Origin of the sequence: Streptomyces sp. NPDC048297 (assembly GCF_043201585.1) — a bacterium.
In the GTDB taxonomy this organism is placed as follows: Bacteria; Actinomycetota; Actinomycetes; order Streptomycetales; family Streptomycetaceae; genus Streptomyces.
On sequence record NZ_JBICZA010000017.1, the window covers coordinates 117,667 to 129,943 of the forward strand.

The window sequence follows — 12,277 nt, forward strand, 5'->3', positions numbered from 1 at the left end:
GCCGGATTGCTTGGGGCGCACGGCCTAGTGGCCGGCTGCGGACAGGTGTGGCATCGCCGGGGCGATGTCCACGAGACGGGCCGCGCGCGGCGTGTTGCGGCTGGTCAGATTGCGCAGGACACCGCCGGTGACGACCGCGGTGATCCCGGGGATGTCACCGATGGCGAGGGCGCCCAGGGCGTCGGACGCGGTGGATCCCCACGGGGCGTCCATGACGACGAGGTCCGCCGCCGCGCCGGGCGCGACGAAGCCCGCCGGCAGGTTCCAGGTCCGGGCGTTGTTGCCGGTGGCCGCCGCCCACACCTGAGCGGGGTCGATGCCGGAGAGGGAGGACAGTTCGGCGACGGTCTTGATGACGCCCAGGGGCATCACGCCGGTACCGGTGGGCGTGTCCGAGCCGATGACGACCCGGGCGAAGTGCCCTTCCTCGTGGCACTTCTTGAGGATGCGCACCGCCGACCGGAGATTGCCGGCCTGTACGAGCTGCAGCGCCATCCCCGTCCCGTCGATGATCTTGTCGACGCCTTCGACGGACAGCGAGGTCGGACCGCCGTTGACGTGCCCGCACACATCGGGTGCCAGATGCAGCAGATGATCCGGAGTGATCGGCTTGCTGCCCGGAATGCTGGCGCCGCCCGAGTGGCACATCACGGTGATGCCGTGCGCCTGCGCGGACCGCACCTGCTCGTAGCCGTCGGCAGGGTCCTCGTACAGGCCGAACCCGAACTTCGCCAGGCGTACGCCGGCCCTCTCCAGCTCGGCGAAGTCCTGGTCGGTCAGGCAGGGTTCCAGCACGACGGATCCGGCATGGACCGTCATGCCTCCGGGGTGGAAGTTCGAGAAGCAACTCATCGCCGCGATGGCGAGCGCCTTCACGCCCGTCGCGTCGTGCGGGCGGCCCTGAGCGTGGATCTCGCCCGGGGACACCACGCTGGTGATGCCGCCGTGCACGTAACTGGCCAGGAAATCCACGGTCTTCTGGCGAGGCGTGTAGTCACCCAGCACGACATGGCAGTGCGAGTCGATGAGACCGGGGGCGAGCGTCGAGCCGTTCGCGTCGATCACCACCTCGGCGGCGTCGACGAGTTCGGCGAGGTCGCGGCGCCGGCCGACCGCGACGATCACACCGTCCTCACTCACCACGGTGTCCGCGTCGGCGACCAGCGGTTCGCGGAAGTCACCCGACAGCACCGTGCCGGCGCCGACGACAGCGAGGGTGCTCACGACGTCACCCGTGCCCGCGCCTCGTCCTTCGTCAGCCCGCCCACACGCGCGTTGATCCGGCCGCGGTTCGAGACGACCGCGATGACCACCAGTTCGTCGGGGTGCGGAGCGTCGGGGATGTGCACGGTCATGGCGTCGTAGTGACTGCGCACCCAGATCTCGTCCTTGAAGGCGAGCGGTACGTCGATCGTGGCGTCCGTGCCGGAGACCTTGGTGACGGACGTGATCCAGGCCTCGCCCCCGCCGATCGCCTTGCGCAGCGCGTTGCCGAACGCCGAGGTGACGGCCGCGTTGATGTGCTCCTGCTCGCCGTCCGTACCGACCAGGCCGCCCTTGCCGTAGCTCTCCGGAGCGGACCCCAGCAGACGGACCGCTTCCTGCCCGAGCCGGGTACCGATCTCCTCCGAAGCCTCCACGACAGGGGAGAGGTCGGCGACGTAACCCCGTCCGGCGAAGGGGTTCTTGACCACCGCGCACACCGCCACCTTGCGCAGCGGGCCGCCGTCGTCGCTCTCACCGGCAACCGACCGGATCTCCTCGATCTGGGCGAAAGTCTTTCGCACAACCAGGCCGCTCACGCTCGCTCCTTCGTCCGGTGCCCCGGGCTCCGACTCGCTGGGGCGACGCAAGGAACGCTACGAACGACGACGGGTCCTCCACCGTCCCCGAACGGGTGTATTCGGCGGTCGCGGCGGCAGAGGGGACGTGCGGGCCGAGCGCCGATCGTGCGGCGTGCCGCCGAGCCACTTCGACCCGGCGGGACGGTCCGCGAGGTGACCGGATCCGCGGGGCCTTGGCGGGCAGCCCACGGTATTCGGGCAGGATCGAGCAACGGGCAGCCGGCGGCTCGGCGCAGAGCAGGTGCGGGACTGGTCGTGACATGGCCGGACCGGACCTCGGCGCGGTCGTGAGCCGTGGCCGCCCGGGGTGCGGATGTGGGCGTGCGCGCCAACCACCACAGCGATACGGACACCGCGCAGTCCGGCGCTGCGCCTTCCGGTTGAATGCCGCTGTGGCAAAGGAATCGGACTTCGACGAGGACGACCTGCGGGAGCTGGCCGGGCCACGCTCCTTCGAGCGGGGCCGAGGGTATCTGGCCGCGGTGACCGCCGTGGAGGTCGGCGCCGGCTGGATCACGGCCACCGTCCACGGGACGGGCAGCTACCAGGCGGAGCGGTTCGTGACTGCCATCGCGGCCTGGGTACCGAGGGTGAGTTCACCGCGTCCCTCGCCGCTCTGCGTGCCGGGCAGAGGCGTAAGCGGAATCTGATGCGGCTGCTCGATCAGCGCGGTCTGTGACCGGGCCGGAGAATTCGATGGCGCTCCACATGCGGGCGCCTCGGGGCTGAGGTCCGCTTCACGCGTGTCGTCTTCACGCGTGTCGTCCGTGTCGTCCGTGTCGATCGCGGGCAGTGCGATGTCGTCACCTCGGTCGGTACCGTCCGGGCCGACACCGAGTTCGCCGTTCCTCGCGCCGCCGCCCAGGCAGCCCAGGCCGTCCAGGCAGCCCAGGCCGCGCAGGCACATGTGATCATCGAGGAGCCGGAAGCCACAGCGAGTCCGGGTCACCGTGAGTCGGGGTCACCCCGAGTCGGGGTCACCCCGAGTCACGGGTCACCGTGAGTGGGGTGCCGTGGCCACAAGCGATCAGGTGGTGTTTCGAGCCGGCTCGGCCGCGGGAGTCCCGGGGCTCGTCAGAGCTTCCCGCCGATCTCACAGGCCCGGCACGGCGGCTGGCCGCAGGTGCACTGCATGATGGCGTCGAGGACTCCGCGGTCGTGGTAGAGGCACTCGTCCTTGCAGGTGTGGCGCGGGATGAATCCTGCCGGGATCTCGCCGGGCCACGGCTCATGACCGTCCCGGCAGCGGACGAACCGCTCGGGGTCGGTGGAGTGCAGTTCGTGCATGTTCGACCGCGCCTCCTCCTCCAGCTCCCGCACTCGCTCCACCAGGGCCTTCAGTTCTGCGGCGATGCCGGAGTACCGGTCGGTGCCGGTCCTCACGTGCGCGGCCCGCAGTGCCATCGCCGCGTTGCCCAAGAACCTGCCGGCATCCTGAAGGTCGGTGACGTGGTGCATCTGAATGCCGGTCACGCCACGGACCCATACTGCGTCCATGCTCACTGATCCACCTTCCCGGCGTTCGCCTGGATTCCTTACGGGAGATTACGCACGACGCCGGTGTCTCCGCGTAATGAAAAACAATCTATTTACGGACGGTAAATGCCTTCCTCGCGCCCGTCCAGTAAATTCTGCGTGAATCGGCTCACAGCTCGGGTGATGGATCTTCTATTGAATCTCCAGCTGATTTCTCCTCCGGCGGACGTCACTCCCGCCCGTGCCGGTCAGCCGGCGACCGTGTAGGAACTCGCTCCGGTCCCGGCGAGCCCACCGCCTTCGACTATCAGGTACTCCGGGCGGATGGGGCGCCCGTCCAGCCAGCACTCCAGGATCTCCCGCGTACCGGCCGCGTAGCGTGCCTGCGCCGAGAGGGTCGACCCGGACACGTGCGGTGTCATCGCCTCGTGGGGCATCGTGCGCCAGGGATGGTCGGACGGCGGCGGCTGCGGATACCAGACGTCACCGGCGTAACCGGCCAGTTGGCCGCTGTCGAGGGCCCGCACCACGGCGTCCCGGTCGACGATGAGCGCCCGTGCGGTGTTGACGATGTACGAACCGCGCTTCATGGCCCCGATCAGCTCGTCGTCGAAGAGGTTCCTCGTCTGTGGATGCAGCGGAGCGTGGATCGAGAGCACATCCACGCAGGAGGCCAGGGAACGGGGGTCGGGATGCCAGGTGAGCTCCAGCTCCTCCTCGACCTCCTTGGGCAGCCGGCGCACGTCGCAGTAGTGCAGTGTGACGTCGAACGGCTTGAGGCGGCGTAGCACCGCCTGGCCGATTCGGCCGGAGCCGAAGACGCCGACGTCCATGCCTTCGAGGTCGTAGGCGCGCGAGACGCTGTCGGCGATGTTCCAGCCCTTCTTGGTGGTCACCCACTCGTGGGCCGACATGTAGTCGTGCACCAGGGTGAGAATCTGCATCACGGCGTGTTCCGACACACTGATGCTGTTGCTGAAGGTCACCTCGGCCACGGTCATGCCGTGGTCGATCGCGCTCGGCAGGTCGACGTGGTCCGACCCGATACCCGCGGTGATCGCCAGTTTGAGCCGGGGGGCGGCGGTGATCCGCTCGGGGGTCAGATAGGCGGGCCAGAAGGGCTGCGAGATCACCACGTCGGTGTCGGGCAGCTCGCGGTCCAGTACGGAGTCCGCGCCTTCCTTGTCGGACGTGACGACGAACGTGTGGCCCCGCTCCTCCAGGAAGCGGCGCAGTCCCAGTTCTCCCGAGACGCAGCCGAGAAGCTGTCCCGGGGTGAAGTCGGTGGCTTGCGGGGTCGGAGCGGTCTGACCGCCCGGGTAGCCGGTAATGGTGGGAATCTCGTCGCGGGCGTACTCGGGTGGATATCCGCCCACGGGATCCGGATAGAGCACCGCAAGGATCTTTGCCATGGCCGTCCTCCATCGGTCTGGCCACTGTCCGGTTATTTCGGGCAAGGCGCCGATGATCTTGTAATTTTAGTCGAGCGTGCTTTAGCGCTGCAATCCCCGTGGTTCGTGACGGAGATGGCCCACTGGATAGGCATGCGGTCTTCACTGGAACCCTCGGCAGGAATTCCGGTGACAGGGCCCGCGGCCGTGGCACCCACGGTCAGAACACGGCCTGGGAGAAGGCCAGACCGACGAAAAGTGCCCCGAGTCCGGCGACGACGGAGACGATCACATTGGCGGCCGCGAAGAACCGCGATCCGGCCTCGAACAGGCTCAGCGTCTCGTAGGAGAACGTGGAGTAGGTGGTCAGGGCGCCGCACACCCCGACGCCCAGCAGGAACTGATCGTCCGGTGATGCGACTTTGGCCATGACCGCCCCCGTCAGCACGCCCAGAATCATCGCGCCGGTGATGTTGGCGGCGAAGGTGCCCCAGGGGAAGACGGTGTTGTGGCGCGCCTGGATCGACCGGTCGATGAGATACCGCAGGGGGGCACCGACGGCGCCGCCGAGCGCGACGAGCAGATACCTCATGTCCCCGCATCCTCCCGCCCTTTGTAGTGGACCACTTCGACCTCGTGCACGGTGACCAGGCCTTCGATGGACAACTCCGCCAGCTCCGGGATGAAGGACCGGATCCGCTCCTCCTCGTCGACGATGACGATCGCCGCCGGCAGATCGTCCGCCAAGGACAGCAGCCGTGTTGTGTGCACGATCGAACCTGAACCGAAACCCTCCACTCCGCGGAACACCGTCGCCCCGGCCAGGCCGGCCTGGTGGGCGCGGTGGACGATTTCCGTGAACAGGGGCCTGTGATGCCACGTGTCGGTGTCGTCGACGAAGATCGTCAGACACAGCGTGCGTCCACTGAGCCTCATCTCGTTTTCCTCACCACCAGAACACTGCGGGCGCCGACCTCGCCGATCGTCACTGCGACCAGCGCGACGACCACGGTCGCCACCAGGTACACGAGAGCGATGCCGGCCCGATCCGCCCTGACCAGTCGCTCGATGTCGGCGCAGTACGTGGAGAAGGTCGTGAAGCCTCCCAGCACCCCGGTGCCGAAGAACGGACGCACCAGCGGGTTCACGGTCCGCACCTCGGTGATCGCCACCATGAACGCGCCGATGATCAGACAGCCCGAGGCATTCACGCACAACGTCGTCCAAGGGAAGTCCGCCTGGCCCGTCGGCCAGATCAGGGCCGCCGTGTACCGGGCGCAGGCGCCTGTCGCCCCGCCTACGGCGATCACGGCCAGCACCCGAGCGTTCCTGCGACGGGCGTCCCGGGATCGACGTGCCTCTGCCACAGCAGAACTTTCCACCGATGAGGTCCCCATGAAATACCGAGCGGGCCTGCCACTCACCTCGTCCCGTTCCACGCGCGGCCGTACTTCCACCGCACAGGGCAGTTCCTGCCCTTGTTCCGCGCGAACGACGGCCAGCCGGCACTGCGCAGGAACCCCGTCTCCGGCCGCTCTGCCGGTGAATCCAGCCTAAACCTGCGGGTCCCGTCCGGCCTGTGATGACCCCTGCTTCCGGAGCGTTCTCACGACGTTCTCCGATTGCGCCCTGAGTAGGCCCACCGACCGACCGCCACCTGACTTGACACGTGGATTACCGAGACGTCTCCTGGAAGGGAGGGGAAAGCGTCCGGAGGCTGCTGATGGCAACGTACGAATATCTATGCAGCCACTGTGGACCTTTCGATGTGCGGTTGGCGATCGGCACGGCGCCCAGGATTTACGAGTGCCCTGTTTGCGCCGGTGGTGCACTACGCGTGTACTCCGCGCCCGCCCTGACGCACACCTCGAAAGAAGCCGCTGCCCTCCATGTCCGCGAGGAGCGGTCCCGCGAGGCTCCGGCAGTGGTTTCCGAAGTGCCGCCCCGTACGAGGGCGCGGCAGCAGCCACGGCCGCACCCCGCGCTCTCGCGGTTGCCACGTCCGTAGCGGCGGTGGTCGACACGGCGGAACACGTTGTGCGTCGACGTCCGAACAGGGCGTCGCTCCATTGGCAGCGCGAGGAATGCGGCCATCGCGCCACGCCGGCCCGGCTGAGCCGGAATCGCGTCGGCGATCCGGGTGCGACGTGATTCCGCCCTCCGCGCGGATTGTAGGAGGTGCGTCCCCGTGGCATCCGTGGGACTGCTCTTCGTCGGCGCCGTGCTCTTCATGAACGGGATGATGCTCCTCGGAAAGATCGACGCCCGGTCGGCCGCGGTGTTCAACCTTTTCGTGGGCTCGCTCCAGGTGCTCACGCCGACGTACCTCATCTTCATCGCCAACAATGAACCCCGGGCAATTCTGGCGGCATCCGGAATCTATCTGTTCGGCTTTACCTACCTCTACGTGGGTATCGGACTCCTCCTCGGCCTCGACTCCACCGGGGTCGGCTATTATTCGCTCTTTGTGGCGATTGTGGCTCTGGGGTACTCGTTCATCAATTTCCACATCATCAAGGACAACCCGTTCGGAGTCATCTGGCTCTACTGGGCATTCTTGTGGTTCCTGTTCTTCTTGCTGCTCGGCCTCAAAAAGAGCAGCCTCACGGTCTACACCGGCTGGGTCACGGCGATCGAGGGCTGGGTCACCGGTGTGATTCCCGCCGCTCTGCTGCTCGGCGGTTACTGGACGCACCCCACCGAGACCGCCATCGCACTGGGGGCCTTCGCCGTGGTGGTGTTCGGGGCGCTGTGGCCACTCACCCGGGCAACGAGGCATCCGGCCCCCACCGCCCCGTCGGCGGGTCTGAGCACGTCCACGTGACCGGAACCAGAAGTATTCGAGGAGGCTGTCATGCCCGAAGTTCGCTTCAAGGTGGACCAGAGCAAGTCCATGCGCGACCAGGACGTTCCCGGACACAACAGGTGGCATCCGGACGTCCCCGTAGCCGAAATGGTGAAGCCGGGCTCGGAGTTCCGTATGGAGTGCCGCGACTGGACCGACTGCCAGGTCGGTGACAACGACTCCGCCAACGACGTACGTGACATCGATCTGACCATTCCCCACATGCTCAGTGGCCCGATAGGCGTGGAGGGAGCCGAACCCGGCGACCTGCTCGTCGTCGACATCCTCGACCTCGGCCCCGTGCCGCAGCAGACCGGGGGTGCGGCAGGCCAGGGCTGGGGCTACACCGGCATCTTCGCCAAGGCCAACGGCGGAGGCTTCCTGACCGACTACTTCCCTGACGCCTACAAGGCCATCTGGGACTTCCACGGCCAGCAGGCGACCTCCCGCCACCTTCCCGGCATCCGCTTCACCGGGATCACCCACCCGGGGCTGTTCGGAACCGCTCCGTCCACCGAGATGCTCGCCAGCTGGAACGCCCGTGAGCAGGCACTGATCGACACGGACCCGAACCGGGTCCCGCCGCTCGCGGTGCCGCCGGACGCCACGAACGCGCTCGCCGGCACGGCCACCGGAGACCTCGCGAAGCGCATCTGCGCGGAAGGCGCGCGCACGGTGCCGGCCCGTGAGAACGGAGGCAATCACGACATCAAGAACTTCACGCGAGGTTCGAGGGTCTTCTACCCCGTGTACGTCAACGACGCCAAGCTCTCCGGAGGCGACCTGCACTTCAGTCAGGGCGATGGAGAGATCACGTTCTGCGGCGCCATCGAGATGGGCGGCTTCATCGACTTCCACGTCGACCTGATCAAGGGCGGCATGGAGACGTACGGCATCTCCACCAACCCGGTGTTCATACCGGGCAACGTCGAGCCGCGGTACACGGAGTTCCTGACCTTCATCGGCATCTCCGTCGACCACGACACGGACACGAACTACTACCTGGACGCGACGCTGGCCTACCGCCGGGCCTGCCTCAACGCGGTCGAGTACTTCAAGAAGTTCGGCTACAGCGGGGAGCAGGCCTACCTGCTGCTCGGCTCCTCCCCCATCGAGGGACGCATCAGCGGCATCGTGGACATCCCCAACGCCTGCTGCTCGCTGTACGTACCCAGTGCCATATTCGATTTCGACGTCCGGCCCTCCGCCACCGGCCCGATGAAGGCCGAACGCGGCGCGTGCGCGGTGAGCTCCGCCTGACCGGACTCAGCTGCGGCCCCGCGGTCCCGGCTGCGACTCGGCCCTGCACGTCATCGCCGGTTGCCAGCCCCGGACGGCGGGCCGCAGCCAGGACCTCGACCACTCGTTCACGCCGGAGTTCCAGGCCTGGATCGCCGGCCTGTGACCCTGCCAAATAAATCGGTGGCGCCCGACTGTGTGCGCCCCTAGTGTGAGGTTCGCTTCAGGCAGTGGCTGTCGGCCGCTGCTGTCGGCCGAGTGAGGAACGGGAGGTGTGACCGGTGGCTGTCTCTGTGATGGGCGTTGCCCGCGACCAGCAGTTCGTCCACTCCACCTCCGTGGCCTCCGGCTGACCATCTCACAGCGCAGACCTGCGCGGAGCCGGGGCCGCCCTGTGAAGGGTTCCCCTTGAATCTCTCTTCTCTTTCGGCTTCTTCGTCTTCGTCGCACCCTCTGGCCCCGTACGGCTGGGACGAGGGCTGGGAAGCCGAGTTCGCTCCCTACGCCGAGCAGGGTCTCCTGCCTGGCCGCGTCGTCCGTGTCGACCGTGGGCAGTGCGACATCGTCACGCCCGGCGGTACCGTCCGCGCGGACACCGAGTTCGTCGTTCCCCGTGACCCGATGAAGGTCGTGTGCACGGGGGACTGGGTCGCCGTCGACGCCGACGGTGGTGATCCGCGGTATGTGCGGACGCTGCTGCCGCGCCGGACCGCCTTCGTGCGGTCCACCTCCTCCAAGCGGTCCGAGGGGCAGATCCTCGCCGCCAACGTCGACCATGCCGTCGTCGCCGTGTCGCTCGCGGTCGAACTCGACCTCGGCCGGGTCGAACGCTTCCTGGCCCTGGCCTGGGAGTCCGGCGCCCAGCCCGTGGTCGTGCTCACCAAGGCCGACCTCGTGCCCGATCCGGTGACGCTCGCCCATCTGGTCGAGGACGTCGAGACGAGCGCGCCCGGCGTGCCCGTGCTCACCGTCAGTGCCCTGTACGGCGACGGGCTCGACGTGCTCGTCGCCCTGGCCGGTTCCGGTACGACCGTGCTGCTCGGTCAGTCCGGGGCCGGGAAGTCGACCCTCGCCAACGCCCTCGTCGGCGAGGACGTCATGGACGTGAACGCCGCCCGGGACGTCGACGGCAAGGGCCGGCACACCACGACCACCCGCAACCTCCTCCCCCTGCCCGCCGGAGGCGTGCTCATCGACACCCCCGGGCTGCGCGGTGTCGGGCTGTACGACGCCGAGAGCGGGGTCGGACAGGTCTTCAGCGAGATCGAGGAACTGGCCGAGCGGTGCCGCTTCCAGGACTGCGCCCACGAGTCCGAGCCAGGCTGCGCGGTGCGCTCCGCCGTGGAGGACGGGGAGCTTTCCGTGCGCCGCCTGGAGAGCTACCGCAAGCTCCTCCGGGAGAACCAGTGGATCGTCGCCAAGACCGACGCGAGGGTCCGTGCGGAGCTGCGCAGGGACTGGAAGCGGAGGGGGGCGGAGGGCCGGGCGGCGATGGAGATCAAACGCGGGCGCCGGTAGCGAGTCGACAGCCCCGGGTCAGCTCCACGTCCGATTTCCGCTGGCCCGGGGCTGTCGACTCGTCCGACACTGGAACACGTGATGGACGAAGACAGCAGGTACGAAGCGGTGCGGAGCCGGGACGGGCGGTTCGACGGGGCGTTCTTCTTCGCCGTCGAGACCACCGGCATCTACTGCCGGCCCAGCTGTCCGGCGGTGACGCCCAAGCGGCGCAACGTGCGGTTCTTCCCGACGGCAGCCGCCGCGCAGGGTTCCGGATTCCGGGCCTGCCGGCGGTGCCGGCCGGACGCGGTGCCGGGGTCGGCCGAGTGGAACGTCCGGGCGGACGTCGTCGGACGGGCCGTGCGGCTGATCGCGGACGGGGTCGTGGACCGGGAGGGCGTCACCGGGCTGGCCTCCCGGCTCGGGTACAGCGCCCGGCAGGTCCAGCGGCAGCTGACCGGGGAACTCGGCGCCGGGCCCGTGGCACTCGCGCGCGCCCAGCGGGCGCACACCGCGCGGACCCTCTTGCAGACCACCGACCTGCCCGTCACGGAGATCGTCTTCGCGGCCGGGTTCGCCAGCGTGCGGCAGTTCAACGACACGGTCCGGGAGGTGTACGCCGCCACGCCCACCGAGGTGCGGGCCGCCGCACCCCGCGGCAGAGGCGCCCGCCGGTCCACGCCGGCCGCGGGCATACCGCTGCGGCTCGCCCACCGAGGCCCCTACCAAGCGGCCCCCGTCTTCGACCAGTTGGCGCGGGAGGCCGTACCGGGTGTCGAGGAGGTGAGCGGCACGCCAGGCGCCCGTGCCTACCGGCGCACGCTGCGGCTGCCGTACGGCACCGCGCTCGTCGCCGTCGACGAGCGGGCCCGGGGGCCGAAGACGGGCGGCGGCACGCACCCGGGCGGCTGGCTCGACGCGCACCTGCACCTCAGCGACCCCCGGGACCTGACCACCGCCGTGCAACGGCTGCGCCGGCTGTTCGATCTCGACGCCGACCCGTACGCGGTGGACGAGCGGCTCGCCGCCGACCCGCAGGAGGCCGCGATACGGGCCCTGGTCGGGGCCGGCGTCCACGCGCGGGAGAACCTGGAGCGGCTCGTACGCCGGTACGGCAAGGCGCTCGACGCGCCCTCCGGGAGCCTCACGCATCTGTTCCCGGAGCCGGCCGCCCTCGCCGGGGCCGAGCCCGCCGGGACACTGGGCGCGCTCGCCGCCGCCCTCGCCGACGGGACCGTACGACTCGATCCGGGCGCCGACCGGGACGAGGCGCGGGCGGCGCTGCTCGCGCTGCCCGGCATGGACCCGGCCGTCGTCGCCGCCGTACGGGTGCGGGCGCTCGGCGACCCGGACGTCGCCCCGCCCGGCATGGACGTACCCGACGCGTGGCGCCCTTGGCGGTCGTACGCCGTCCAGCACCTGCGCGTTGCCGAACAACAGGGAGAGTCAAGGGACTTGAAGGAGCTGAACACGTGATGGAGACCGTCTACTGGGAGCATGTGGCCGCGCCGGTAGGGCAGTTGCTGCTGACCGCCGACGCGGACGGCGCGCTCACCTCGCTGTCCGTACCGGGACAGAAGGGCGGACGCACCGTCCAGGACGGCTGGCTGCACGACCCCGGGCCCTTCCGGGAGGCGGCGGACCAGCTGGCCGCCTACTTCGCCGGTGAACTCAAGGAGTTCCGGCTGCCGTTGCGCGCCCGCGGGACCGAGTTCCGGGAGCGGGTGTGGGACGCCCTGGACGACGTTCCGTACGGCGCCACCACCACCTACGGCGAGATCGCCACGCGTATCGGAGCCTCCCGTGCGGCAGTTCGGGCGGTCGGCGGGGCGATCGGCGCCAACCCGCTGCTCATCCTGCGCCCTTGCCACCGGGTGATCGGCGCCGACGGCTCGATGACCGGGTACGCGGGCGGACTCGAACGGAAGGTGCGGCTGCTGACGCTGGAGGGCGCGCTCGGGCAGTAGGGGGGGCATGTGGGG

14 protein-coding genes are annotated in these 12,277 nt (G+C 69.0%); 7 read left to right on the plus strand and 7 right to left on the minus strand.

All coding sequences use genetic code 11. The annotated features are described in order from the left end of the window. Window positions 1–24: 24 nt before the first annotated feature. Together ACGFYV_RS20345 and ACGFYV_RS20350 are read right to left on the minus strand one after the other, a co-directional pair. Window positions 25–1,224 (minus strand): amidohydrolase family protein, encoded by a 1,200-nt coding sequence (locus tag ACGFYV_RS20345; RefSeq protein WP_393879791.1) that lies wholly within the window; start codon window positions 1,222–1,224, stop codon window positions 25–27. Next, complete coding sequence (locus ACGFYV_RS20350) at window positions 1,221–1,802, minus strand: amino acid synthesis family protein (protein ID WP_393879792.1); 582 nt, start codon at window positions 1,800–1,802, stop codon at window positions 1,221–1,223. Before ACGFYV_RS20350 ends, ACGFYV_RS20345 begins: the two co-directional genes overlap by 4 nt. A 434-nt stretch (window positions 1,803–2,236) precedes the next feature. Between ACGFYV_RS20350 and ACGFYV_RS20355 the strand changes: the two genes are divergently transcribed. Then, on the plus strand, window positions 2,237–2,494 hold the full coding sequence (locus ACGFYV_RS20355) for a hypothetical protein (RefSeq protein WP_393879793.1): 258 nt from the start codon (window positions 2,237–2,239) through the stop codon (window positions 2,492–2,494). Between the two features lie 424 nt (window positions 2,495–2,918). Here the strand turns inward: ACGFYV_RS20355 and ACGFYV_RS20360 are convergent, their stop codons facing one another. The 5 genes from ACGFYV_RS20360 to crcB (ACGFYV_RS20380) form a co-directional block, all read right to left on the minus strand. Then, window positions 2,919–3,341: a hypothetical protein gene (locus tag ACGFYV_RS20360; RefSeq protein WP_393879794.1), complete on the minus strand. Its 423-nt coding sequence runs from the start codon at window positions 3,339–3,341 to the stop codon at window positions 2,919–2,921. A 227-nt stretch (window positions 3,342–3,568) separates the two neighbouring features. Next, window positions 3,569–4,732, minus strand: coding sequence for an NAD-dependent formate dehydrogenase (locus tag ACGFYV_RS20365; RefSeq protein WP_393879795.1), 1,164 nt, complete (start codon window positions 4,730–4,732; stop codon window positions 3,569–3,571). A 199-nt stretch (window positions 4,733–4,931) separates the two neighbouring features. Then, complete coding sequence (gene crcB / locus ACGFYV_RS20370) at window positions 4,932–5,303, minus strand: fluoride efflux transporter CrcB (RefSeq protein WP_393879796.1); 372 nt, start codon at window positions 5,301–5,303, stop codon at window positions 4,932–4,934. Then, a complete protein-coding gene (locus ACGFYV_RS20375) occupies window positions 5,300–5,647 on the minus strand; it encodes a DUF190 domain-containing protein (RefSeq protein ID WP_393879797.1) in 348 nt (115 codons plus the stop codon). Before ACGFYV_RS20375 ends, crcB (ACGFYV_RS20370) begins: the two co-directional genes overlap by 4 nt. After that, the gene (crcB, locus tag ACGFYV_RS20380) at window positions 5,644–6,078 is read right to left on the minus strand and encodes a fluoride efflux transporter CrcB (RefSeq protein WP_393879798.1); all 435 of its coding nucleotides are present in this window, start codon (window positions 6,076–6,078) and stop codon (window positions 5,644–5,646) included. Before crcB (ACGFYV_RS20380) ends, ACGFYV_RS20375 begins: the two co-directional genes overlap by 4 nt. A gap of 356 nt (window positions 6,079–6,434) precedes the next feature. On the opposite strand from crcB (ACGFYV_RS20380), the gene ACGFYV_RS20385 reads away from it, so the two are divergent. The 6 genes from ACGFYV_RS20385 (at window position 6,435) to ACGFYV_RS20410 (ending at window position 12,262) form a co-directional block, all read left to right on the plus strand. Next, window positions 6,435–6,719, plus strand: coding sequence for an FmdB family zinc ribbon protein (locus tag ACGFYV_RS20385; protein ID WP_393879799.1), 285 nt, complete (start codon window positions 6,435–6,437; stop codon window positions 6,717–6,719). 180 nt (window positions 6,720–6,899) lie between these two features. Continuing rightward, complete coding sequence (locus ACGFYV_RS20390) at window positions 6,900–7,535, plus strand: AmiS/UreI family transporter (protein ID WP_393879800.1); 636 nt, start codon at window positions 6,900–6,902, stop codon at window positions 7,533–7,535. Between the two features lie 30 nt (window positions 7,536–7,565). Then, window positions 7,566–8,816, plus strand: a complete 1,251-nt coding sequence (fmdA, locus tag ACGFYV_RS20395; protein ID WP_393879801.1) for a formamidase — start codon at window positions 7,566–7,568, stop codon at window positions 8,814–8,816. Between the two features lie 387 nt (window positions 8,817–9,203). Further along, window positions 9,204–10,313, plus strand: coding sequence for a ribosome small subunit-dependent GTPase A (gene rsgA / locus ACGFYV_RS20400; RefSeq protein ID WP_393879802.1), 1,110 nt, complete (start codon window positions 9,204–9,206; stop codon window positions 10,311–10,313). Between the two features lie 81 nt (window positions 10,314–10,394). Further along, window positions 10,395–11,771: an Ada metal-binding domain-containing protein gene (locus ACGFYV_RS20405; protein ID WP_393879854.1), complete on the plus strand. Its 1,377-nt coding sequence runs from the start codon at window positions 10,395–10,397 to the stop codon at window positions 11,769–11,771. Beyond that, window positions 11,771–12,262, plus strand: coding sequence for a methylated-DNA--[protein]-cysteine S-methyltransferase (locus tag ACGFYV_RS20410; RefSeq protein ID WP_393879855.1), 492 nt, complete (start codon window positions 11,771–11,773; stop codon window positions 12,260–12,262). The genes ACGFYV_RS20405 and ACGFYV_RS20410 overlap by 1 nt, the downstream gene beginning before the upstream one ends. Window positions 12,263–12,277: the final 15 nt, after the last annotated feature.

Coding starts and splice junctions, on each gene's coding strand:
- ACGFYV_RS20360 (WP_393879794.1), bottom strand. CDS start 3,341: ATGGACGCAGTATGGGTCCGTGGCGTGACCGGCATTCAGATGCACCAC.
- ACGFYV_RS20365 (WP_393879795.1), bottom strand. CDS start 4,732: ATGGCAAAGATCCTTGCGGTGCTCTATCCGGATCCCGTGGGCGGATAT.
- crcB (WP_393879796.1), bottom strand. CDS start 5,303: ATGAGGTATCTGCTCGTCGCGCTCGGCGGCGCCGTCGGTGCCCCCCTG.
- ACGFYV_RS20375 (WP_393879797.1), bottom strand. CDS start 5,647: ATGAGGCTCAGTGGACGCACGCTGTGTCTGACGATCTTCGTCGACGAC.
- ACGFYV_RS20385 (WP_393879799.1), top strand. CDS start 6,435: ATGGCAACGTACGAATATCTATGCAGCCACTGTGGACCTTTCGATGTG.
- fmdA (WP_393879801.1), top strand. CDS start 7,566: ATGCCCGAAGTTCGCTTCAAGGTGGACCAGAGCAAGTCCATGCGCGAC.
- ACGFYV_RS20405 (WP_393879854.1), top strand. CDS start 10,395: ATGGACGAAGACAGCAGGTACGAAGCGGTGCGGAGCCGGGACGGGCGG.
- ACGFYV_RS20410 (WP_393879855.1), top strand. CDS start 11,771: ATGGAGACCGTCTACTGGGAGCATGTGGCCGCGCCGGTAGGGCAGTTG.